The organism is Streptomyces sp. CNX435 (assembly GCF_059570575.1).
Genome location: NZ_JCANTA010000001.1, coordinates 694,183 through 716,184, shown reverse-complemented (window position 1 = coordinate 716,184; position 22,002 = coordinate 694,183). Strand labels below are relative to the sequence as shown.

Annotated in this window: 20 protein-coding genes; 3 read left to right on the top strand and 17 right to left on the bottom strand. The window is 74.1% G+C overall.

Annotated elements, in window-relative coordinates; translation table 11 throughout:
- Positions 1-2: 2 nt before the first annotated feature.
- From T328_RS03025 to T328_RS02990, 8 genes are all read right to left on the bottom strand, one after another.
- On the bottom strand, positions 3-818 hold the full coding sequence (locus T328_RS03025; RefSeq protein WP_496494224.1) for a response regulator transcription factor: 816 nt from the start codon (positions 816-818) through the stop codon (positions 3-5).
- A gap of 52 nt (positions 819-870) precedes the next feature.
- Positions 871-1,275 carry a GNAT family N-acetyltransferase gene (locus T328_RS03020; RefSeq protein ID WP_496494223.1) on the bottom strand — a complete coding sequence of 135 codons (405 nt, stop codon included), beginning with the start codon at positions 1,273-1,275 and terminating at the stop codon, positions 871-873.
- The gene (gene purB / locus T328_RS03015; protein WP_496494222.1) at positions 1,259-2,548 is read right to left on the bottom strand and encodes an adenylosuccinate lyase; all 1,290 of its coding nucleotides are present in this window, start codon (positions 2,546-2,548) and stop codon (positions 1,259-1,261) included. Before purB ends, T328_RS03020 begins: the two co-directional genes overlap by 17 nt.
- 44 nt (positions 2,549-2,592) lie before the next feature.
- Positions 2,593-4,110: a glutamine synthetase family protein gene (locus T328_RS03010; protein WP_496494221.1), complete on the bottom strand. Its 1,518-nt coding sequence runs from the start codon at positions 4,108-4,110 to the stop codon at positions 2,593-2,595.
- 2 nt (positions 4,111-4,112) lie between these two features.
- Entirely contained in the window at positions 4,113-5,561 is a 1,449-nt protein-coding gene (locus T328_RS03005; protein ID WP_496494220.1) for an amidase, read from the bottom strand.
- On the bottom strand, positions 5,558-7,567 hold the full coding sequence (locus T328_RS03000) for a hypothetical protein (RefSeq protein ID WP_496494219.1): 2,010 nt from the start codon (positions 7,565-7,567) through the stop codon (positions 5,558-5,560). Before T328_RS03000 ends, T328_RS03005 begins: the two co-directional genes overlap by 4 nt.
- On the bottom strand, positions 7,564-7,893 hold the full coding sequence (locus T328_RS02995; protein WP_496494218.1) for a 4Fe-4S dicluster-binding protein: 330 nt from the start codon (positions 7,891-7,893) through the stop codon (positions 7,564-7,566). The genes T328_RS03000 and T328_RS02995 overlap by 4 nt, the downstream gene beginning before the upstream one ends.
- A gap of 186 nt (positions 7,894-8,079) precedes the next feature.
- A complete protein-coding gene (locus T328_RS02990) occupies positions 8,080-9,597 on the bottom strand; it encodes an FAD-dependent monooxygenase (RefSeq protein ID WP_496494217.1) in 1,518 nt (505 codons plus the stop codon).
- A gap of 173 nt (positions 9,598-9,770) precedes the next feature.
- Between T328_RS02990 and T328_RS02985 the strand changes: the two genes are divergently transcribed.
- Together T328_RS02985 and T328_RS02980 are read left to right on the top strand one after the other, a co-directional pair.
- A complete protein-coding gene (locus T328_RS02985) occupies positions 9,771-10,235 on the top strand; it encodes a VOC family protein (protein ID WP_496494216.1) in 465 nt (154 codons plus the stop codon).
- Positions 10,236-10,249: 14 nt separating this feature from the next.
- Entirely contained in the window at positions 10,250-11,029 is a 780-nt protein-coding gene (locus T328_RS02980; RefSeq protein WP_496494215.1) for a gamma-glutamyl-gamma-aminobutyrate hydrolase family protein, read from the top strand.
- 118 nt (positions 11,030-11,147) lie between these two features.
- On the opposite strand, the gene T328_RS02975 is transcribed toward T328_RS02980, so the two are convergent.
- From T328_RS02975 to T328_RS02965, 3 genes are all read right to left on the bottom strand, one after another.
- On the bottom strand, positions 11,148-11,606 hold the full coding sequence (locus T328_RS02975; RefSeq protein ID WP_496494214.1) for a carboxymuconolactone decarboxylase family protein: 459 nt from the start codon (positions 11,604-11,606) through the stop codon (positions 11,148-11,150).
- 145 nt (positions 11,607-11,751) lie between these two features.
- A complete protein-coding gene (locus T328_RS02970) occupies positions 11,752-12,525 on the bottom strand; it encodes an SDR family oxidoreductase (protein WP_496494213.1) in 774 nt (257 codons plus the stop codon).
- 68 nt (positions 12,526-12,593) lie between these two features.
- The gene (locus tag T328_RS02965) at positions 12,594-14,768 is read right to left on the bottom strand and encodes an MMPL family transporter (protein ID WP_496494212.1); all 2,175 of its coding nucleotides are present in this window, start codon (positions 14,766-14,768) and stop codon (positions 12,594-12,596) included.
- A 272-nt stretch (positions 14,769-15,040) separates the two neighbouring features.
- On the opposite strand from T328_RS02965, the gene T328_RS02960 reads away from it, so the two are divergent.
- Positions 15,041-15,946, top strand: coding sequence for a sigma-70 family RNA polymerase sigma factor (locus T328_RS02960; RefSeq protein ID WP_496494211.1), 906 nt, complete (start codon positions 15,041-15,043; stop codon positions 15,944-15,946).
- Here T328_RS02960 and T328_RS02955 read toward each other — a convergent pair.
- From T328_RS02955 to T328_RS02930, 6 genes are read right to left on the bottom strand one after another with little or no spacing between them, the layout of a single operon-like run.
- Positions 15,918-16,778, bottom strand: coding sequence for an alpha/beta hydrolase (locus tag T328_RS02955; protein WP_496494210.1), 861 nt, complete (start codon positions 16,776-16,778; stop codon positions 15,918-15,920). The genes T328_RS02960 and T328_RS02955 overlap by 29 nt on opposite strands.
- Positions 16,775-18,310: an FAD-dependent monooxygenase gene (locus T328_RS02950; RefSeq protein WP_496494209.1), complete on the bottom strand. Its 1,536-nt coding sequence runs from the start codon at positions 18,308-18,310 to the stop codon at positions 16,775-16,777. Before T328_RS02950 ends, T328_RS02955 begins: the two co-directional genes overlap by 4 nt.
- Positions 18,311-18,329: 19 nt before the next feature.
- The gene (locus tag T328_RS02945) at positions 18,330-19,949 is read right to left on the bottom strand and encodes an FAD-dependent monooxygenase (protein ID WP_496494208.1); all 1,620 of its coding nucleotides are present in this window, start codon (positions 19,947-19,949) and stop codon (positions 18,330-18,332) included.
- 1 nt (position 19,950) lies between these two features.
- Positions 19,951-20,892, bottom strand: a complete 942-nt coding sequence (locus T328_RS02940; RefSeq protein ID WP_496494207.1) for an aromatase/cyclase — start codon at positions 20,890-20,892, stop codon at positions 19,951-19,953.
- Positions 20,893-20,914: 22 nt separating this feature from the next.
- The gene (fabG, locus tag T328_RS02935) at positions 20,915-21,700 is read right to left on the bottom strand and encodes a 3-oxoacyl-ACP reductase FabG (RefSeq protein WP_496494206.1); all 786 of its coding nucleotides are present in this window, start codon (positions 21,698-21,700) and stop codon (positions 20,915-20,917) included.
- Between the two features lie 10 nt (positions 21,701-21,710).
- Positions 21,711-21,995: a phosphopantetheine-binding protein gene (locus tag T328_RS02930; protein ID WP_496494205.1), complete on the bottom strand. Its 285-nt coding sequence runs from the start codon at positions 21,993-21,995 to the stop codon at positions 21,711-21,713.
- Positions 21,996-22,002: the final 7 nt, after the last annotated feature.

Here is a 22,002-nt window from a genome sequence, read left to right as displayed (position 1 = left end):
CGTCACGCGTGGCCCAGCTTGAACCCCACTCCGCGTACGGTCACGACCCAGCCGCTACCGCCGAGCTTGCCGCGCAGGCTGCTGACGTGCGTGTCGACCGTCCGCCGCGACCACGAGTCGCCCCACACGCGCTGCAGGAGCTGCTTGCGCGGTATGACCGTGTCCGGGTGGGAGGCGAGCAGGCACAGCAGGTCGAACTCCTTGCGCGTGAGCGCCACCTCGGTACCGCCGACGGTGACCTCGCGGGAGCCCACGTCGATGTGCAGCCGGCCGTGCCGGATGTGCCGGCCGGCCGCGGGCTGCCACCGGGAGCGGCGCAGCACGGCCTCCATGCGGGCCATCAGCTCGCGCATCCCGTGCGGCTTGGTCACGTAGTCGTCCGCGCCGGCCTGGAGCCCGAGCACGCAGTCCAGCTCGGACTCGCGGGCGGTGACGATGATGATGGGCACGTGGCTGACCGCGCGGATGGCCCGGCACACCTCAAGGCCGTCGAGGTCGGGGAGTTCGAGGTCGAGCAGCACGATCTCCGCGTCCTGGTGCGCCCGCAGCGCGGCGCCGCCCTGCTTCGCGCCCACCGGCTCGTGCCCGTAGCGGCGCAGCTGGGCCATCAGCGACTCGCCCGTGTCGGCGTCCCCGTCGACCACGAGGATGCGCCTGCCCGCCGGGCCCGCGGCTCCCCCGGCTCCTGCGGCGGCTGCGGCGGCTGCGGCGGCTGCGGCGGCTGCGGCGGCTGCGGCGTCCGCCGGCCCTTCGGGCGCGGCGGGCCGCGGGAACGGCGTGCGTAGGTCCGGCAGCACCTGCGACGTCATCTGGGTCATGCCTCCCCCGTGTGGTGTGCTCGGCGGCTGGGACGGTCGGCGCGCACGGTGGTTACGTGCCGCGCACCCATGCGGAGTCGTGCCTGGCGAAGCCGATGTGCGGGTAGTAGTCCCGGGCGGCGGGCGCGGACAGCAGGACGAGCTTGGCCGCCGGGGCCTCCGCCGCGGTGGCGTCGATGAGGGCGCGGCCCACGCCCGCGCGCTGGTGGGCGCGGACGACGGCGATGTCGGACAGGTAGGTGACGTACGCGAAGTCGGAGATGCTGCGCGCGAGACCGATGAGGGCGCCGTCCTCGTCGCGCGCGACGAGGACCAGGTTGGCCTCGCGCATCATCGTGGCCATCCGCTCGCGGTCGTCCACCGGCCGCCGCTCGCCGAGACCCGAGTCGCGGTAGACCGCGAGCACCTCGTCGAGGTCCAGCGAAGCGCCGGGGGTGCGTTCAGTCTTCCAGTGCACCGAGTTTCTCCAATCGGTCGCGGATCACGTCGTGGCGGGTCAGGAAGCGCTCCGGGCGCAGCTCGCCGAGGGCGATGCCCTCGCCGGCGAGGGTGTCACCGAAGTGCTCCCCGGTGGCCACGGTACGGTCGGCGGCCCGCTGCACCGCGCGGTACGCGGCCTCGCGCTCCGCGCCGTCACCGGTCAGCAGGTCGGCGAGGACCGCGGAGCTGTGCACGAGGCCCCCCGTCTGGTCGATGTGGGCGCGCATCCGCTCCGGACGCACCCGCAGCGAGGCGACGAGCTCCGCGGCCTTCGTCGCCTGGAAGTGCCCCACGGTCAGGCTGTCGGGCAGGATCACCCGCTCGACCGACTGGTGGGCGAGGTCCCGCTCGTGCCAGAGCGGGACGTTCTCCAGGGCGGCGGTGGCGTAGCCGCGCAGCAGCCGCGCGAGTCCGCACAGCCGCTCGCTGGTGGTCGGGTTGCGCTTGTGCGGCATGGCGCTGGAGCCCTGGTACGCCGCCGACCTGCCCTCCTCCACCTCCGCGACCTCCGTGCGCTGCAGCAGCCGCAGCTCCAGGGCGAGTTGCTCCACGCACGCCCCGAGCGCGGCGACGGCCTGGAGCAGTTGGGCGTGCCGATCGCGGGCGACGACCTGGCTGGGGCAGTCCTCCACGCCGAGCCCGAGGGCCGCGCAGACATGCGCCTCCACCGCCGGGTCGATGAGCGCGTACGTACCGACGGAGCCCGAGACGGTGCCGACCGCCACCGCGTCGCGCGCCGCCGCCAGCCGGCGCAGCGACCGGTCGACGGCGAACGCGAAGCCGGCCAGCTTGTGCCCGAAGGTGGTGGGCTCGGCGTGCACCCCGTGGGTGCGTCCGATCATCACCGTGTCCCAGTGCTCCAGCGCGCGGTCCGCCAGCGTGCGCCGCAGCCGCCTCGCGGCGCCGCTCAGCAGGTCGCAGGCGGCGGCCAGGGTGCTGCCGAGCGCGGTGTCCACCAGGTCGTAGCTGGTCATGCCGAGGTGCACCCAGCGGGCTGAGGCGTCGGGGAGGCCCTCGCAGTAGGCGGCGAGGAAGGAGAGGACCTCGTGGTCGCGCTCCCTCTCCAGCTCGGCGACGCGCGCGGCGGCGGGCACCGGTGCCCGGCGCATGTCCTCGACCGCCTCCGCGGGGACGCGGCCGAGCCGCGCCTGCGCCTCGGAGGCGAGGATCTCGACCCGTACCCAGGTCTCGTACCGTGCCTGATCGGAGAAGAGCCGCCCCATGTCGGGCAGCGTGTAGCGGGGAATCATCCCTGTCACCCGTCCGTCGTCGTCTGCTGCCGCGCGCCTCGGATTCAGTACGCCTCGAAGTACTCGCGCTGCTCCCAGTCGGTGACCTCGCCGGCCGGCGCCCCGGTCGCCGCGCACCAGGTCTCGTAGCGTTCGAGTTCGCTCTCCTTCAGCCGCGTCAGGCAGGCCGTCAGCGGCGCGCCGAGCAGCTGCTCCGCCCGGCCCGTGCGGAACGCCTCGAACGCCTCGCGCAGCGACTGCGGCACGAGGTCGGCGCCGGGGGTCGCGCCGCGATGCTGCGCGCCGCCGGGGGCGCCGCCGTCGAGCCCGGCGAGCCCGGCGAGCCCGGCGAACAGCTGCGCCGCGATGTTCAGGTACGGGTTCGCGCACGGCTCGCCCATGCGGTTCTCGATCCGCGCGTTGGCGCCGCCGCCGGCCACCCGCAGCATCACGGTGCGGTCCTCGACGCTCAGCCCGATCCGGGTCGGGGCGAGGGTGTGGGCGGAGTTGAGGCGCCGGTAGCCGTTGACGGTGGGCACCGAGAGCAGAAACAGCTCCCGCGCCCAGGACAGCAGGCCGTCGGTGTACGCCTTGCCCTCCGGTGACAGTCCGCCGGTGAGGCCCTCGGCGCCGAACAGGTTGCGGCCCGTGGCGGCCTCCCGCACGGACTGGTGCAGGTGCCAGCCGCTGGGGTCGAACGAGGCCAGCTTCGGCAGCGACATGAACGAGGCGTGATAGCCGCGGCGGGCGGCCAGCCGCTTGGTGACCGTACGGAACAGCAGCATGGCGTCGGCGGTGTCGAGCGGCCCCATCGGGTCGAAGGTCGTCTCGACCTGGCCGGGTCCCGACTCGTGCTCCATCGAGCGCAGCGGCAGGCCGAGCGCGGTGAGGCACTGCGCCAGCGGGTCGGCGACGGCGGCGACGGAGTCGTAGCGGAAGTCCAGGTTGAACTGGTAGCCCGCGTTGACGGCCGCTACGCGCGGCGCCCGGCCCTGGGAGCCGAAGCCGTTGCCCTCGTTGCCCGGTTCGTCGTCGAGCCGCCGGGTGAGGTACCACTCGGCCTCCAGGCCGAGCAGCGCGTCGAGGCCGCGCGCCGCGTACTGCGCCTCGACGGCGCGCAGCACGGCGCGGGACGACAGCGGGTGCGGACTGCCCTCGCGCAGGTACTCGTCGCCGATGACCCAGGCGGTGCGCGGCTCCGTGCCGGGCAGCACCTGGAACGTCAGCGGGTCGGGCACCAGGATGAAGTTCCCGGCGCCGGCGATCTCCTCGACGCCGATGCCGGGGTCGCCGAGGAAGTCGACGGCGACCGCGTGCCCGGTGTCGAAGAGGAACGGTCCCGGGCTGAAGTTCATGCCGTTGCGGAGCACGGAGCGGAAGGCCGCAGCGGTCAGCGTCTTGGACCGGACGAGCCCGTGCGGGTCGCCGAAGACGAGGCGTACCAGCTCGATCTGCCCCACGTCCGCCTCGATCCGGTCGGCGGCGGCGCGCTGGTCCTCGGTCCACAGGTCGTGGTCGGCGACGAACGACGGCCGCCCCACGCTGTCCTCGCCCGACGGCGAACGCCACTGTCTGGAGTACACGGCTAGGACCTTTCGACGACGGGAAGGGCGGCGGCGGCAGGGCCGGGGCCGGGCGGCGGCTGCGGCGCGGACGGGACCGGCGGGGCCGGCAGGACACCGAGGTCGGCCTCCAGCCGCGCGGCGGTCGCGAGCACCAGCGCGTCGGCGCCCACGGGCCCAACCACCTGCACCCCGGCGGGCAGTCCTGCGGGCGTGAGACCCGCCGGGACCGAGACGGCCGGCTGTCCGGTCATGTTGAACGGGTACGTGGCCGGGGACCAGGCGAGCCACAGCAGGTCGCGCGGGTCGGCGGCCCACTCGGGCGCGATGGCCCAGGCGTCGAACGGCTCGACCGGCACCGTGGCCATCGCCAGGAGGTCGTAGCACTCCATCACCGACCGCAGCTTCGTCCGCAGCGCCTGGCGCACCTCCTCGGCCCGCATGACCGCGGTGCCGCTGAGGGTGCGGCCGTGACGGACCACCTCCAGACGGCCCGGGTCGCACAGCTCCTCGTCCTCCGGGCCGGTCGAGACCGCCTCGGCCACGGCGAGGATGTCGACCAGCGCCGGGTACAGCCCCTCGCAGGACACCTCGATCCGCTCCACCCGGTGACCGCGGGAGGCGAGCGCCGCCACGGCCGGCTCGGTTGCCTCGCGGACGCCCGCGCCGGTCCCCTCGTACTCGACCCAGGCGACGCGCAGCCGCCGCGCGCCGCGCTCCGGGTCGCGGGAGCCGAGGGCGGAGTCCGGGTCGTACGGGTGCGGGCCCGCCGCGACGGCCGCCAGGGCGGCGGCGTCCTCGACGCGCCGGGCCAGCGTGCCCTGGTGGGACAGCCGCTCGATGCTGCCGGGGACGTAGGGGATGCGGCCATAAGAGGGCTTGTAGCCGACGACGCCGCAGAACGCGGCGGGGATACGCACAGAGCCGGCGCCGTCCGTGCCGAGCGCCCCGTCGCACAGCCCCGCCGCCACGGCCGCTGCGGCGCCCCCGCTGGAGCCGCCCGCGGTGCGGCGGTGCTCGTACGGATTGCGTACGGGCGGGGCGAAGCGGCTCGCGGTGCTCGCGCTCCAGCCGTACTCGGAGGTCGCGGTCTTGCCGACGACGATCGCGCCGGCCGCGCGCAGCCGCGCCACGGCGGGCGCGTCCCTCCGCGGCCGGGAGTTGGGGATCAGCGAGCCGCGGCCGGTGGGCAGGTCGCCGGTCTGCAGCAGGTCCTTCACGGACACCGTCGCCCCGAGCAGGGGCCGCTCGCGCCAGGCTGCCGGGCCGCGCTCGCGGATCAGCACGTCCGCCTCCCGCGCGGCGCGCAGCGCGCCCTCGCCGGCGACGGCGACGTACGCGCCCGTGGTGTCGGCGTGGACGGCGTCCAGCACGGCCCGTACGTGCTCCTCCACGGTGAGTTCGCCCGCGGTGAGCTGCTCCCTGAGCCGGGCGGGTCCCGGAGCGGGCCCCGCACTCTTCGCCGCCCTCACGACGAGCCCGTCGCTCTGCCGGCGGCCCCCGCGGTCTCGGCGGCCCCGGCGGTCTCGGCGGTCTCGGCGGTCTCGGCGGCGGCTCCGGCCCCCGCGACGGCCGCCCAGTGCCAGGCGGAGTCGAACGCCGTCACCTCCACCGGCTCCCCGGCGGCGGCCAGCCGGGCGGCCAGCTCCGTGACCCGGCCGACGAGACCCGACACCCGGTGCGCGGCGAGCAGGTCCCGCTCGTCGAAGGGGGTGCCGTCGCAGCGCAGCAGCCGCAGGTCCACGAAGCCGTTGAACCGCCGCCCCGCGACCTCGACGGCCTGCGGCGAGCGGATGGAGAAGCGGACCTTGTTGGTGACGTGGCCATGGTGGTGCTGGTCGGAGAAGAATGCGACGTCCGGGATGGTGGGCGGCACGAAGTGGTCGCGGGCCAGGACCACATCCGTGCGCGGCAGGTTGCCGGGGACGAAGTGCCAGGAGTTGTACTGCATCCGCGACGACATCGCCCACGCCGCGTCCGCCAGCGCGGCGGCGGAGTCGCCGAAGTGCCGGCGCGCCTCGGGCGCGGGCACCACGCAGCAGAAGTACCTGGTGATGTCCCAGCCGCAGATCTCCGCCCAGTCCTCCGCCCGCAGCATCGCGACGAGCGTGGGCAGCGACCGCATCCCGCGGCTCATGGCGAAGTCGGTGCGGAACACCTCCGCGCTGGCGGCGACGGTCTCGTACACCAGCGACTCCAGGCCGCTGCCGAACGCGCCGTGCGGCCTGGCCAGCCACTCCGGCGCCTCGGCGGCGCCGCGCACCAGCGCCTCGAAGGTGCCGCCGGACAGCGGCAGCCGCTCGGTGAGGCGTGCGCAGATGTCGTCCTCGTACCGCCGTACGCGCCGCGACGGCGGGGCGGCGACGCGCTCGATCTTGTGCATGAGGGCGCCGTGGATCTCGCGGTAGAGCCGGACCCGGCCGGGGAACCACGTGCGGACGGCGCCGAGCGCCTCGGCCAGCGCGGCGAGCGCGTGGACGTCCGGCGCGGCGGCGGGCGGGACGGGGTCGCCGCCGGCAACGGCGTTGTAGCCGCGCCTGACCCGGTCCAGCATGGCGGCGACGTGGTTGAGGCTCAGCTGGGTGCCGTTGGCCTCCTCGACCCGGCCCGGCCCCGCCGAGCGGATGAGGAGGACGAGGCAGACCAGGAGCTGCACGTCGTTGTCCGACCACAGGTCGAGCGGCAGCCCCTTGAGGCTGCTGAGTGCGCAGTCGGGGTGCCCGGGGAAGAGGGTCTTGCCGGTGATGTTGTTCTGGTCGCGGAAGTTCGTGTACTGGATCTCCTCCTGGTAGAGGACGAACGGCGCCGTGCGCAGGGCCGCCTCCGTGGCCAGGTCGAGCAGTGCGTCGCGGCCGGCGCCGCCCTGCTCCGCGAGAAAGGCGCGGCAGTGCGCGACGGCGTCCGCCCGCCGCGCGGCGGCGGCGGCCGTCTCGCGCTGGTAGGCGCGTACGGCCCGGGCGGTCCACGGCACGCGCAGGGAGCCGCCGACCAGGTCCCGGTGGCGCAGCGGGCCCTGCGAGGGGGCCCGTACGACGACGCGGCCGGTGCGGGCGAGCGCCAGCTCGCCGGTGAAGACCGGCTCGTCGCCGTCGGCGGCGGGGCCCGCGGTGTCGTCGGAGGTGGCGTCGGCGGTGTCGTCCGCGGCCGTCCCGCCCGGGCGCCAGGTGAGGCCCCACAGCGCCAGGAACGCGGCCTCCTCCGTCGTGCCGAGCGCCCGCAGCTGCACCTCGAACGGCACGTGCCCGTCGAGGGTGAGCAGGATGCCGGCCGCGGCGCGCGGGTCGGGGGCCTGCCGCGCCCGCTCCCAGGTGCGCTCCAGCAGCCCGGCGAAGCCGGCGCCCGGCTCCCGCTCGCGGTCGGGCTTGGGCGTGGTGCCCGCGCGGCTGCCGAGCCGGCTGGGCCTGCGGCTGATGCGCTTGCGGGCGTTGGCGGCCCGGCGCGTCTCGCGCGGCTCGTCGCGGTGTGCGGGGGCGGTCACGGGGCGCTCACCGGAGTGACCTCGATGTGGCTCCACATCGACTCGTCCGTCGGCGCCCAGTCCTCGTCCACGTAGATGCAGTCGACGGGGCACTCCAGTACGCACACGGGGCAGCCGGAGCACAGCTCCGGCACGATGACGACGTCGAGGCCGCGGTCGAAGATGGCGCCGAACTCCTCGGGGCAGCTGCGCAGGCAGCTGTCGCAGGTGATGCACTCCGACGTCTCGATACGCCGCGGGGGCTTCTTCCAGTTGGCGGCGCGGGACCGCGTCGCGATCCGCTCGTTGCGCTCGGCGTTGGCGGCCGGTGCCATGTCGTCGTTCACGGGTGGTCACCCTTCGAGTCGGCGGGGCGCGAGGGGATGCGGAGGGACGTGGGTGTGCTCGGTGCCGATGCTTGCCGGAGCGTCTCGACCGCCCCCGGAGCGCCGCTGGTGGTCCGGTGGACTCCGCGCGGACGCCCCGGGCCCGCAGCGAGAAGTACGAGGCCCGGGGCGTACGCGAAGACGTCCTCAGCCGCGCGCGGCCACGCTGCCGGCCCGCGCCGGCTCCGCGCCGGGAGCGCCCGCGGCCCCGAACCAGCGCCGCAGGGCCGCCGGGAGGTCGCCGCCGTCCGGCTCCGCCCACGCGACGTACCCGTCGGGCCTGACGAGGACGGAGCCGAGGCGCCGGGTCGCGGCCCACGGGCCGGGCCGCCACGAGCCGCGGAGGACGTCCACCTGGTCCCCCCAACCGGCGGCGACCGCGGCGTGGCGGCCCGACGGGTCGGTGTCGACCAGCACGCCCCGGCCCGGGTGCAGCAGTTGCACGGCGGTGGTGCGGGTGCCGTCGGACAGCTCCAGCTCCTGGTCGGGCCGCAGCCGTACGCCGAGCAGGGGGTGCCCGGTGGCGCCCACGTCGTAGTTCACCTCCAGGCCGCTGACCATGCCGGCGAGCGCGGTCGCCGCGGCGGGGATGCGCGCCAGCTCCCGCATCACCTGCCGGATCGGCTCCATCTCGGGTCCGGTGAGGTAGAGCTGCGACTGCGCGAGGGTGCTGCGCAGCAGCCGCTGCCCGACCGGGTGCCGCTCCGCGTGGTACGTGTCGAGCAGCCCCTCGGGCGCCCAGCCGAGGACCGTGCCCGCCAGCTTCCAGCCCAGGTTGACGGCGTCCTGGACGCCCACGCTCAGGCCCTGCGCGCCCGCGGGGACGTGCACGTGGGTGGAGTCGCCGGAGAGCAGCACCCGGCCGCGCCGGTACTCGGCCGCCTGCCGGGTGGTGTTGGTGAACGCGCTCACCCAGCGGACGTCGGCGTGGTGCACGGACTGGCCGGTCAGCCGCTCCCAGGAGTCGGCGACCTCCTGGAACGTCGCCTCTCCCGTGCTGTGGTCGTGCGGCGGCTGGCCGTCGGGGTGGATGATGATCCGGTCCACCCCGTCCTCCAGGCTGATGGCCATCACCATGCCGCCCTCGACGCGCTCGCCGATGGGCCGCGGGCGGATGTCGCAGCCCGCGATGTCCGCCACGAACATCCCCCGGGTGGCCGCCAGTCCGGGAAAGTCGATGCCGGCGAGCCTGCGGACGACGCTGCGCCCGCCGTCGCAGCCGACGAGGTACCGGGCGCGGGTCTCCGCGCGCCCCTCGGGTCCTTCGGTCTCCACCACGATGGCGTCCGCGGTCTCCCGGAAGCCGGTGACCTCGTGGCCGCGCTCGATCCGCCCGCCCAGGGAGCGCACCCAGTCGTCGAGCATGGCCTCGATGCGGTACTGCGGCACTCCGCGGGTGCCGAAGTGGACGTCGTCGAGCGCGTGGAAGTCGATCCGTACGCCGCCGAAGTGGCCCTGGGTGCCGATCTCCACCTCTCCCAGCCGCTCCATCAGTCCACGCTGGTCGAAGGTCTCGGCCGCACGGCGGGTGAAGCCCACCCCGCGGGACTCGCCGGTGGGCTCGCTCAGCCGCTCGTACACGACGACGTCCACGCCCCACAGCCGCAGTTCGCCCGCGAGCATGAGCCCGACCGGCCCCGCGCCCGCGATCACCACTTCTGTCATTACTGCCTCCCAGCCGAGATCATGTGCAGGCCACTGCCTTTCGTCGCCCAGAGCATGACTCCTGAGCAGCTTTGTTCAAGTGGCGAATTGAGCAGTTGAACGCCCTGGGCAACCGGTTAACGTGCGATCCGCAGGGAAGTCGTACGCGCGCCCGACGAGAACAGGAGCCGTCCATGGCCGCACATGCCCGGCAGAAGCTCACCACTTTTCTGGCATTCAGACAGGACGCGGAGGAGGCCGTCGAACTCTATACGTCGCTGTTCGACAATTCCGAGATCGTACGGGTCATACGGGCCACCGCAGAAGAACCGGGCTGGAAAGAGGGCACGCTGCAGCACGCCGTCTTCACGCTCGCCGGCCAGCCGTTCATGTGCATCAACATGCCCAGGCCGCCGGCCCGCGGCCACGACCACGCCCCGTGGGACTCGTACGCGTTCACGCCCGCCACGGCCGTGTACGTCCAGTGCGACTCCGACGCCGAGTTCGACCGCGTGTACGCGGCGCTCGCCGAGGGCGGCGAAGTGATCATGCCGATCGGAACGCACGGCTTCAGCGCCAAGTTCGCATGGGTGAACGACCGGTTCGGCGTGTCCTGGCGCATCAACCTGTCCGAGTCCGCCACGAGCGGCCGCGCGTAGGGGTGGGGCGGCGCATGACGACGGCGAGCGAGCACCCGGGCGGCACCGAGCGGCCCCTCATCGGCATCACCGCGGCCACGTCCGACATCAAGGTGGCCATCTTCGACATGCGGGCCACGTTCACCCCGCAGACGTTCATCGACCGCGTCGCGAAGGCCGGCTGCACGCCCGTGCTCCTGCCGCCGCTGCCGGAGGCCGCGACCGCGGTCGCCGGCCTCGACGGGCTGCTGCTGCTGGCGGGCCCGGACGTGGAGCCGGCGCGCTACGGCGCCGAGCGGCACCCCGCCACGGTCTCGGTCGACCCCGTGCGGGACGAGGCGGAGTCGGCGGTCCTCGACGAGGCGCTGCGCCTGGGCGTGCCGTTCCTCGGCATCTGCCGGGCCATGCAACTGCTCAACGTGCTCCGCGGGGGCACGCTCCACCAGCACCTTCCCGACCTCGTCGGGCACACCGGGCACTCCCCCGGGCTGCGCGACTACGGGGACCAGCGGGTGTCGCTGGAGAGCGGCAGCCGGGTCGCGAAGATCTTCGAAGCGGAGGCGACCACGGTGCCCTGCCACCACCACCAGGCGATCGACCGGCTGGGCACGGGCCTGCGGGCCACGGCGTGGTCGGAGGCGGACGGGATCGTCGAGGTGCTGGAGGCGCCCGACCACCCCTTCGGCGTCACCGTGCAGTGGCACGCCGAGGAGAGCGCGGACGACCGCCCGTTCCTCGCGCTCGCGGAGGCCGCCGGGCACCACCGCAGGACCCGCCGGGGCGGCGGGTCCGGAGGGTCCGGCGGCACGGGCTGAGGGACCGGAGAACGGGCGGACGCGGTACGGCGGTCACGGGGCCGGACGGCGGCAGCCGTTCGGCCCCCGCGCACCACGGGGGTCGTACGCGGGGGCCGGAACAGGCGGGGCTCCTTCGTCAGGCGCCCCACTCGCCGGCCACCTGACGGGTGGCGACGTTCAGCCGGTTGAACAGGTTGGTCACTCCGATCATGAGGACGAGGGCGGCGAGCCCTTTCTCGTCGTAGTGCTTCGCGGCCTCGTCCCACAGCTCGTCCGGCACGGGGTCCGAGCGGTCGGCGAGCCGGGTGGCCGCCTCGGTCAGGGCCAGAGCGGCGCGCTCCGCGTCCGTGAAGTAGGGCGCCTCCCGCCACGCGGCGACCGCGGCGAGGCGCTCGTCGGTCTCGCCGCTCTTGCGCGCGTTGCGGGAGCCGGAATCCACACACGCGCTGCAGCCGTTGATCTGGCTGCCCCGCAGATGGACGAGATCGAGGGTGGCCTTCGGCACACTGCCGCCGAATGCCGCCTTGAACGCGTCCTGAATGGGCTGCATGGCGTCCGGGAGAACGACGGCGGGGTTCTTCATACGGGCTTCCATCGGAATACTCTCCTCCGAAGATTCATCGACTGCTGTCGGCCGGGGCGTCCCGTGCTCACTGCTATGACGTCCGGCGGCCAGTACATGTGACCGGGCAGGCGACTGGACGGGAATGTGCGAATTCCCGGCCGCGCACCGCGCGGCGCTACACCCCTGCCTTGGCGGCGAGGAATTCCTCCCAGGTCGTGCGCCCGTCGTGGCCCTCCCCGTCCTGCACCAGGAGCTTGCCCGCCCTGATCTTGCCGAGCCCCGGCATCCACACCTGGAGCACCTTCTTGCGCCGGCTGTTGGCGTGCAGGTAACGCTTGATCAGGTCGGCGGCGCTGGTCACCTCGGGCCCCGCCATGTCGGGGACCCGCCCGGCCGGCTGCCCGAGCGCCAGCTCGACCAGCCGGGCCGCGACCTCGTCCGGGTCGATCGGCTGCACGAGGAAGCCGGAGGGCACCGGTACCACGGGGAACCGGGCGCCGGACTTGGCGCCCTTGAGGATCAGGTCGTAGAACTGCGTGGCCCGCATGATCGTCCAGGGCAGGCCGGAGTCCATGAGCACGTGTTCGGAGTCCCGCTTGGACTTGAAGTAGCCGAACGTCACGTCGTCGACGCCGACGATGGAGACGTACAGTACGTGCGGCGCCTGCGGGAGGGCCTGGGCGGCGCGTACCAGGTTGGCGGTGGCCTTCTCGTCGCCCTTCTTGTCGCTGGCGCAGTGCAGGATGGTGCGTACGCCCTCCAGCGCCGGGGCGAGGCCGCTGTCCTTCAGCAGGTCGCCCTGGACGTACTCGACGTCCGGGATCCTCGCCGGGCCCTCCTGGGCGCCGCGGCTGAGGACCCGCACCTCGCGGCCGGCCTCTCTGAGTCGCCTGACCACCTGGCGACCGAGCGTGCCGGTACCTCCCGTGACGAGTATCGGCTCTGACATCTGTTTTCCTCACATCCGTTGGTGCCGGGGGCGGTGGCGGTGATCCCACGCCCGCAGGGGGTCTGTGGTCACACGCCGACGCCGGCCTTGGCGGGGCTGACCGGACCGCCGGCCGGCTCCGCCTCGGCCTCGGGGTGTCCCGGCCGCCAGACGCGGGGGCCGATGTCGAGCGCGAGCGCGGGCACGAGGAGACTGCGGACCAGGAAGGTGTCCAGGAGCACGCCGACCGCCACCAGCAGCCCCTGCTGCAGCGACGTCACCGTGGGGACCATGGCCAGCACGCAGAACGTCGCGGCCAGCACGACGCCGGCGGAGGTGATGACCCCGCCGGTGACGGTGAGCCCGGCGAGGACCCCGTCGCGGTGCCCGCGTGCGCGCACCTCCTCGCGCACCCGGGTCATCAGGAAGATCGTGTAGTCGACGCCCAGGGCGACCAGGAACAGGAAGCCGAAGAGCAGCAGGCCCCGGTCGATGCGCGGGTATCCGAGCGCCTGGAAGAGGAGCACGGCGGCGCCGACGGCGGCGGCGTACGAGAGCACGACGGACGCCAGCAGCACGAGCGGCGCGACCAGCGCGCGCAGCAGCAGCACGAGCATGACCAGCACGACGCCGAGGATCAGCGGGATGAGCAGCATCTCCTCGTCCCCCTGCGCGTCGGCGGTGTCGAGCAGCATGGCGGTGCGCCCGCCGACGACCGCGTCCGCGGCCCCGCCCCCGGCGTCGTCGAGCGCGTCCCGCATCCGCTCGACCGTCTCCTTGGCGGCCGAGGTGTCCGGGGCGTCGGCGAGAACGGCGTCGACCCGGGTCCAGCCGCCCCGGGAGCCGGCGGTCTCGGCGGACTGCACGCCGGAGACGTCCTGCACGGCCCGCAGCGCGTCGCCCGCCGCGTCGGCCCGTACGTAGACCTCCGCGGGCGCGGACGAGCCGGCCGGGAAGTGCGCCTCCAGCAGCTCCTGGCCCTCGACGGAGTCGACGGTCTTCGTGAACTGCTCCTCCTGGGTCTGGCCGGTCTCCACCGTCATCGTCCCCAGGGCCATCGCGGCGAGCGCGGCGCCGGCCGCCGCCCAGACCAGCCGGGGCCTGCGCGAGACGACACCGGCGACCCGGGTCCACACGCCCGCCTTCTTCGCGGCGGCGTCGGCGTCGGACCCGGGGCGCGGGACGAAGGGCCAGAACGGCCAGCGGCCGAGGATCACCAGCAGGGCGGGCAGCATCGAGGTCATGGCGAGGAAGACCACGGCGATGCCGATGGCCACGACCGGGCCGAGGCCCTGGGTGGAGTTCATGCTGCCGAAGACGAGGCACAGGGTGGCGATGCCGACGGTCGCGGCGGACGCCGCGATCGCGGGCAGGGAGCGCCGCACGGCGACGGCCATCGCCTCGTGCCGGTCCTCGTGCCGGTACAGCTCCTCGCGGTAGCGGGCGATGAGCAGGAGGGCGTAGTCGGTGCCCACGCCGACGGCGAGGATCAGCAGGATGTACGCGCTCTGCCCGTTGACGACGAGTCCCGCGTACTCGGCGAGGAGGTAGACGACGCCGCTGGCCACCTGGCTGGCGAGGAAGACGGCGGTCAGCGGGATCAGCCAGAGGACGGGGCTGCGGTAGGTGACGAGCAGGAGGATCGTGACGACGGCGAGGGCGGCGCCGAGCAGCGCCGCGTCCATGCCGGCGTAGATCTCGTCGTAGTCGGCGATGTTGCCGGCCTCGCCCGCGATCCTGACGTCGAGACCGTCGGCGGCGCCGTCCTCGGCGATCGCCCGGGTCTCGTCCACGCCGTCGGTCAGCACCTTGTTTTCGCTCGGGTGCGTGCGCAGCGGCACGGTCAGGAAGGCGGCCTTGTCGTCCTCGGAGACCGCCGGCGGCGCCACCTCGCCCGCGCCGGCCTCGTCGGCCAGCCGGGCCCGGTCGTCCTCGATCTCGACCAGGTCGGCCGCCGTGAGGCCGTCGCCGCGGGCGTAGACCACGACGGCCGTGCCGCTGTCCTTGTCCGCGAAGTGCTCCTCGGCCAGCTCCACCGCCTGCGTGGACTGGGCGCTGGACGGCAGCCAGGTCACGGGGTCGTTGTCCTGTACGTCACCCAGCTTGCTCGCCAACGAGCCGCCCACTCCCACGAGCAGCAGCCAGAGCACGAGCACGGCCCATTTCGTCCGGCGGCCGGAGACCAGCCCGGCGTACCGGGCTGTCAGACGGGAACGGGTGTTCAGGCCGGCGCTGTCGCCGGATGCCGTTTGGTGGGTTGCCATATACGCTCGCTAAAATGTCGGGAGCCAGATGCCTGTGGCTCGTCCAGCGTGGTTCCACGACGAACACGCGTCGTCGCCGCACGGATGGAAAGGTCGACCGCGGAAGGCGGAGCCGGACCAGGGCCCGCCGTCCGCCGCGGCCGTGGCAGGGGTGGTCCCGCTCCTGCCACGCCGGTGCTTTCGGATCGTCACTGCTATGACGCCCCGCACAACGAAGTTGTGACAGGGGGTGCGCGTACGCCCCCGGGCGCGCGCCCGGACGGAGGAGGCACATGGACGAGCGCGACTGGCTGGCCCGGCAGTTCGAGAAGAAGCGGCCGCGGCTGCACGCCGTGGCCCACCGCATGCTGGGCTCCCCCAGCGAGGCGGAGGACGCGGTCCAGGAGACGTGGATCCGGCTGCACCGCAGCGACGCGGACATGGTGGAGAACCTCGACGGCTGGCTCACCACCGTCGTGGGCCGGGTCTGCCTCGACATGTTGCGCGCCCGCGCGCGTCGCGAGGAGATGCTGGAGGAGCACTTCGGCACCCCGCCGCCGGCGCCGCGCACCGAGGCCGACGACCCCGAACACGCCGCTGTCGTCGCCGAGTCGGTGGGGCTCGCGCTGCTGGTGGTGCTGGACACGCTGGACCCGGTGGAACGGCTGGTCTTCGTCCTGCACGACATGTTCGCCGTGCCCTTCGCCGACATCGCCCCGATCGTGGACCGCAGCCCGGCCGCCGCCCGGCAGCTCGCCAGCCGCGCCAGGCGCCGGGTGCAGGGCGCGGTGCCGCTGCCCGACCTGCGCAGGCAGCGCAAGATCGTCGACGCGTTCCTCGCCGCCTCCCGCGGCGGCGACTTCGACGGCCTTCTGGAACTGCTGGCCCCCGACGTGGTGATGAACGCCGACAGGACGTCCGTGGACATCGGCGCGACCGCGCTCGTACGGGGCGCGCACGACGTTGCCAAGAGCTTCTCGGGCCGGGCGCGGGAGGCCCGTACCGCGCTCGTCGACGGCGTGCCCGGCGCGGTGTGGGAGAAGGGCGGGCGGCCCGCGGTGGTCTTCCGCTTCACCGTGGCGGACGGCCTGGTCACGGCGATCGAGCTGGTGGCGGACGCGGAGCGGCTGGCCGGGCTCGACATCGTGGGGCTCGCGGACCGGGAGCCCATCAGTCCGCCCGTGCCAGGCACTCCGTGAAGAACGCCAGCGCCCGCAGGTGGTAGGCGCGTGCCGCCCAGCCGAGGCTGATGTTGTGCCCGGCGCCCGGCTGCCGGTCGACCTGGACGCGCGGACTCGCCGTGAACCGGCCCGCCAGATCGGCGAGATCGGGCTCGCCGTGCCGCCACCAGCGCTCGTGCTCGGCGAAGGTGAGCCGCACCGGCACCCGGACCCACGGCGCCAGCCGGGCGAAGACCCGCGGCCAGCGCGCCAGCCCCGCCGCCTCCCGGCCCGGCATCGGCGCCGTCATGCCGCGGCCCGCGCGGAACGTACCCGGCGGATAGAGCCGCAGCGGACCCCAGTGCCGCAGGGTGTCGCGCCGCGACGGCCCCGCCGCGCCCGGAGCGGCGGGCAGCGCCTCGTACCGGTGCCCGCAGCCGGAGACGTCCACGCCCAGCAGCCGGTCCCCGGCGTCCGCCGCGGCGGCCAGCGACAGGGCCAGCTTCCCCCCGTACGAGTGCGCCAGCAGGAACACCCCGGCGCCCGTCGGGTGCCGCCCGGCGAAGTCGGCGAGCCCCGCCCGCAGCAGCCGGGTCTGCCGCGACAGGCTCACGCCCTGCGGCAGTTCGCGCGCCGAGCGGCCGTAGCCGGGGCGGTCCACGGCGAGCACGGAGAAGCCGAGCGTGGCGCCCAGCTCCAGCAGCGACAGCCCGGGGCGGGAGCGTGCGTCGAAGTACGAGGCCGTCATCCCGCCGCCGTGCAGGGCGACGACCGTCGCCAGGGGCGGCCGGCTCCCGGGCGGCTCGCTGAGCAGAGCTGACAGCCGGGTCCCGGCCGCCTCCAGCGCGACGGGCCGCGCGTCGGCGCTCACGCGCTCCGGCCGGCGCCGAACCAGCGGACGAGGGCGGGAGCCGGGTCCTTCGCCGAGCCCGCGCCGATCCACGCCACGTAGCCGTCGGGGCGTACGAGCACGGCGTCGACGCCGTCGAGCACGTCCTCGCCGTCCTCGGGCGGCTTGGCCACTGCGGTGACCACTTCGACCCGGTCCGCCCACGGCGCGGCGGCGGCCCTGAGGGCGGCGTCGTCGGCGAGGTCCAGCAGCACGCCGTGGCCGCGCCGCAGCGGCCGTACGGTGTCGGTGTCGCCGTCGGCGCCGGTCAGGGAGCGCTTGCCGATCCGGCGGCCGAGCAGCGGATGGGCCTGGGCCGCGTCGGCTCCGTCCGCTCCGTCCGCTCCGTCCGCGGCGAGGTCGTAGCGGATGTCCAGGTGGCTCACGAAGCCCGCCAGATGGCGCTTGACGTCGTCGTAGCCCTCGATGAGTTCGGTGAACAGCTCCCGCAGCGGGTCCGACTGCTCCCCGCCGAGGAACACGATGCCCTGCGCGCGGGTGTTCATCAGCAGCCGCCGCCCCACCGCGTGCCGCTCCACGTGGTAGCTGTCGAGCAGCCCCGCGGGGGCCGTGCCGCGTATCTCCGCGGCCAGCTTCCAGCCCAGGTTCGCCGCGTCCTGCACGCCGGTGCTCAGGCCCTGGCCGCCGGCCGGCAGGTGGATGTGGGCGGCGTCGCCCGCCAGCAGCACCCGGCCCCTGCGGTACTCGCCGACCTGCCGCGCGGCGTCGCTGAACGAGCTGACCCAGTCGGCGCCGCCGCCGCTGATGTCCTCGCCGGTGATGTGCTGCCAGGCCCGCGCCACCTCGTCGAAGGTCACGTCGTCGTCGCGGTCGCGCGCGGGCACGCCGTGCGGGCAGACGATGATGCGGTCCACGCCCTCGCGGAGCGGCGCCGCCATCACCATGCCGTTGGGCAGCCGCTCACCGAGGAAGCGGGGCTTCAGGTCGCAGCCCACCACGTCGGCGAGGAACATCGTGCGGGTCGCCGGCAGGCCGGGGAAGTCGAACCCGGCGAGCCTGCGGGTGCGGCTCTGGCCGCCGTCGCAGCCGACGAGGTAGGCGGCGCGCAGCCGTGCCACGCCGCCGTCCGTCGCGACGGCCACCTCGACGTGGTCGCCGTCGAGGAATCCGTCGGCGATCTCCACCAGTTCCGTGCCGCGGCGGATGTCCGCGCCCAACTCCGCGGCCCACTCCTCCAGCACCGCCTCGGTCTGGTTCTGCGGGATGCCGCGGGCACCGAAGTGGCCGTCGGGCAGCACCGTGTAGTCGAACTGCACGCCGCCGAAGTGCCCCATCGGGCTGGTCTCCAACGTCTCGCCCTGCCCGAACCTGGGCAGCAGCCCGCGCTGGTCGAACGTCTCCATCGCGCGCGCGGTGAAGCCGAGTCCGCGCGACTGGCCCGTGGGCCGCGCGAGGCGCTCCAGCACCACCACGCGGGCCCCGCCGAGCCGCAGCTCTCCCGCCAGCATCAGCCCGGTCGGGCCGGCACCGACGACGATCACATCTGTATCCACGTCGTCCCTCTCGTGTCCGTCAGGCCGGCCCGTGGTATGCGCGGGCCGGCGTGTGGGTGCGTTCCGTCTGCCGGTCGGCGGCGGCCCCGGCGGCCCGGCCGCGCGGCGCCCCGAACCACCGCAGGAGCGCCTGCTCCAGCCCGTCGCCGCGGCGTCCGCCGGCCCAGGCCACGTAGCCGTCGGGGCGTACGAGCACGACGTCGGGGGCGTCGGGCCGCGCGGCGGCACCGGTGGCTCCGGCGGCTCCGGCCGCCGCGGGGCGGGCGGCGACGACGTCGACCCGGTCCGCCCAGCCGTCCGCGCCGGGCGGCGGCGCACCGTCGAGGCCGAGCAGCAGGCCGTGTCCGGAGCGCAGCAGCTCCGCCGTCGTACGTACGGTCCCGCCCACCCGGAGCGGGGTGTGCGGCAGCCGCGCGCCGAGCAGGGGGTGCGGGGGGCCGCCGACGTCGTAGCGGATGCCGAGTCCGCTGACGGCCCCGGCGAGGGTGGCGCGTACCGGCTCGTGGCGGATCAGCTCGGCCAGCACCGCCCGCAGCGGGTCGGCGTCGTGGTCACCCAGCAGGAGGAGCGCCTGGGCGCGGATGTTGCCGAGCACCGCGCGGCCGACCGCGTGCCGTTCGGCGTGGTACGAGTCGAGCAGCCCGGCGGGGGCGGTGCCCCGGATCTCCGCGGCGAGCTTCCAGCCCAGGTTGAAGGCGTCCTGCACGCCGAGGTTGAGCGCCTGGCCGCCGATGGGCAGCTGCTGGTGGGCGGCGTCCCCGGCGTAGAGGATGCGGCCCTGCCGGTACGTGGCGAGCTGCCTGTTGGCGTCGTCGAAGCTGTTGACCCACAGCGGGGTGCCGCCGCTCAGGTCCTCGTCCGTCACCCGCCGCCAGGTGGCGCAGAACTCCGCGAAGTCCGGCTCCCCGGAGGCGCGTACGGGGGCGCCGAACTCGTGCACCATCACGCGGGTCACGCCGTCCTCGCGGCGGGCGGCGATCGCGAGGCCGCGGGGCAGCCGTTCGAACCTGCGGTCCGGGATGTCGACGCCCGCCACGTCGGCGCGGAGCAGCTCGCGCGTGGCGGCGCGGCCGGGGAACGGGGCCGACGTCAGCCGGCGTACCGTCGAGTCCTGGCCGTCGCAGGCGACGAGGTACGCGGCCCGCAGCCGCACCGCCTCGCCGTCCCGGCCGACGGCCTCGGCCTCGACGGAGTCGCCCTCCTGCGTGACGCCCAGTACCCGCAGCCGGGTGCCGCAGTGGATGTCGGCGCCCAGCGACAGGGCCCACTCCTCCAGTACGGATTCGGTCTTGGCCTGCGGCACCTTCCACTGCCCCGGGTACGCGCCGGGCAGCGTCAGGTCGAGGGGGATGCCGCCGAAGTGGCCACGGGTGGCGTTCGGCGGCCGGCCGATGTCGGGGAGGAGGCCGCGGGAGTCGAAGATCTCCATGGTCCTGGCGTGCAGCGTGGAGGCCCGCGACTCCGTCGTCGGGCCGTGCCGCTGCTCGACGACCACCACGCGGACACCGCGCAGGCTGAGTTCGCCCGCCAGCATCAGCCCCACGGGCCCCGCGCCCACGATGATCACCTGGGCGTCGAGCCGGGTGGTCCGCGAGGACCCCCCGGCCCGTACGCCCGCGACGCCGTCCTGCGCGCTCATCTCAGGCCATCCGCTCCGCGTAGTCTTTGGCGTGGGACAGGGTGGCGCTGCTGTTGGCGCTGAGCGCGCCCTGGACGTACGCACGGGCGTCCGCCACGGTGGCCTTCTCACCCAGGATGCGGGCGATGTTGTCGGTGTTGAGGGTGACGGTGTGCTGGGAGGTGGCGGTGACGCCGCCGCCGTCCTCGTCGAACGTCCAGATCCCCGTGTGCAGGGTCATCAGCGCGGGCAGCGTCACCTGCTTGTAGGCGATCCGGTGCGGTGTGAAGGCCACCCGGTACGACTTGGTGGTGTGCGTCGAGCCGTCCTTCGCCCGGGTGTCCATCTCCAGCGACTGGAGGCCCGGGGTGTCCTCGCTGAAGCGCACGGTCGCCACGTGCGGCAGCCGCTCGGGCCACTGGCCGGCCTCGTTGATGAAGTCGAAGGCGTCCTTGGCCGCGCCCGCGATCCGCACCGCGTCGGAGAAGGAGAAGGTCAGCTCGTCCCGGTCCGCGGCGTGCCCCCGCTCGACGTTCTCCTTCAGCGAGGCCAGCTCGGAGGTGCTGTTGGTGTCCACGGCGCGGTCGATCCAGGCCAGGTCCTCCGGGACGTCGTCGATCGCCCGGTAGTCGTGCAGCAGCCGCACCCGCGACTCCTGCGCACCCAGCTCCTCGATGATCCAGGTCCCGCCCATCTCGGCGACGGGCGGTGTGCTCACCTCCTGGCGGAACCGGATGCGCCGGGTCCCCGGGTACAGGAAGCGGCGCGACGTCCAGCTCTTGGCCGCGCCGTTCGCGGTGGCCCAGATCCTGATCCGCTCCTCGTTCGGCCCGGTCTCCTCCCGGTCGGCGTAGATCGTCGGCGGGAAGATCCGCGGCCAGTTGCCCACGTCCGCCAGCAGCGTGTAGATGGTGTCGGCGGGAGCGCTGATGTCGATCCCGTGCTCGACCTCGCGAGTTGTCATGACGGCTGCTCCTTGCCGGTGGTCAGAAGTTGCCGAGGCCGCCGCAGACGTTCAGCGCCTGGGAGGTGACGGAAGCGGCGGTGTCGGAGACGAGGTAGCCGACCATGCCGGCGACCTCGTCGGGGGTGCTGTAGCGGCCGAGCGGGATCTTCGCCCGGAACTTGGTGAGGATCGCCTCCTCGCTCGTCTCGTACGCGGCCGCGTAGCCCTGGCGCACCCGCTGCGCCATCGGCGTCTCGACATAGCCGGGACAGACGGCGTTGACCGTGATGCCCGTGGGCGCCAGCTCGTTGCCGAGCGCCTTGGTGAAGCCGACGACGCCGTGCTTGGAGGCCGAGTAGGGGGCGCCGAGCACGACGCCCTGCTTGCCCGCGGTCGAGGCGATGTTGACGATGCGGCCGCTCTCGCGGTCGCGCATCCCGCCGAGGGTCAGCACGGCGCGGGTCATGCGGAAGACGCTGTTGAGGTTGGTGTCGATGACGTCGTCCCACAGCTCGTCGGCGATGTCGGCGGTGACGCCGCCGCCGGACCTGCCGGCGTTGTTGACGAGCACGGAGACGTCGCCGAAGGTCTCGACGGCCGCGCGGACGAAGCTCTCGATCGAGGCGGGGTCGCGGACGTCGAGGACCTGGCCCTCGACGTCGTACCCCTTGTCCTTGAGGGACTTCACGGTGGCGACGACGTTGTCCTCCGTACGGGCCCCGAGGAAGACCCGGTAGCCGCGGGAGGCGAGCAGCGCGGCGACGGACAGTCCGATGCCGCTGGTGGCGCCGGTGACGAGGGCGACGCGGGCCGGCTCTGGTGTCATGGCTTCTTCCTCACTGTGCTCGGGCGGTGGCGGCGCGGGCCGCTGCCAGGTGGGCGTTGACGGTGTCGATCAGGGCGCGCGGGGTCAGGTCGTCGGCCAGCGCGTCGTCGTCGAGGGAGATCCCGTATTCGCGCTCGATCTGGCCGCCGGTCTCCAGCAGCGCGAGCGATTCGTAGCCGAGGACGTCGAAGGTGACGTCGAGGATGTCGCCGTCGAGGTCCGTGGACTCGTCGGCGCCTGCGGCCTGGAGCAGGATCCGTGTGAGGTCGTCGAGGGTGAAGGGCTTGTCGGTCATGGGTGTC

Coding starts and splice junctions, on each gene's coding strand:
- T328_RS02975 (WP_496494214.1), bottom strand. CDS start 11,606: ATGGAAGCCCGTATGAAGAACCCCGCCGTCGTTCTCCCGGACGCCATG.
- T328_RS02960 (WP_496494211.1), top strand. CDS start 15,041: ATGGACGAGCGCGACTGGCTGGCCCGGCAGTTCGAGAAGAAGCGGCCG.
- T328_RS02985 (WP_496494216.1), top strand. CDS start 9,771: ATGGCCGCACATGCCCGGCAGAAGCTCACCACTTTTCTGGCATTCAGA.
- T328_RS02980 (WP_496494215.1), top strand. CDS start 10,250: ATGACGACGGCGAGCGAGCACCCGGGCGGCACCGAGCGGCCCCTCATC.
- purB (WP_496494222.1), bottom strand. CDS start 2,548: ATGATTCCCCGCTACACGCTGCCCGACATGGGGCGGCTCTTCTCCGAT.
- T328_RS02945 (WP_496494208.1), bottom strand. CDS start 19,949: ATGAGCGCGCAGGACGGCGTCGCGGGCGTACGGGCCGGGGGGTCCTCG.
- T328_RS02930 (WP_496494205.1), bottom strand. CDS start 21,995: ATGACCGACAAGCCCTTCACCCTCGACGACCTCACACGGATCCTGCTC.
- T328_RS03025 (WP_496494224.1), bottom strand. CDS start 818: ATGACCCAGATGACGTCGCAGGTGCTGCCGGACCTACGCACGCCGTTC.
- T328_RS02990 (WP_496494217.1), bottom strand. CDS start 9,597: ATGACAGAAGTGGTGATCGCGGGCGCGGGGCCGGTCGGGCTCATGCTC.
- fabG (WP_496494206.1), bottom strand. CDS start 21,700: ATGACACCAGAGCCGGCCCGCGTCGCCCTCGTCACCGGCGCCACCAGC.
- T328_RS02965 (WP_496494212.1), bottom strand. CDS start 14,768: ATGGCAACCCACCAAACGGCATCCGGCGACAGCGCCGGCCTGAACACC.
- T328_RS02970 (WP_496494213.1), bottom strand. CDS start 12,525: ATGTCAGAGCCGATACTCGTCACGGGAGGTACCGGCACGCTCGGTCGC.
- T328_RS02940 (WP_496494207.1), bottom strand. CDS start 20,892: ATGACAACTCGCGAGGTCGAGCACGGGATCGACATCAGCGCTCCCGCC.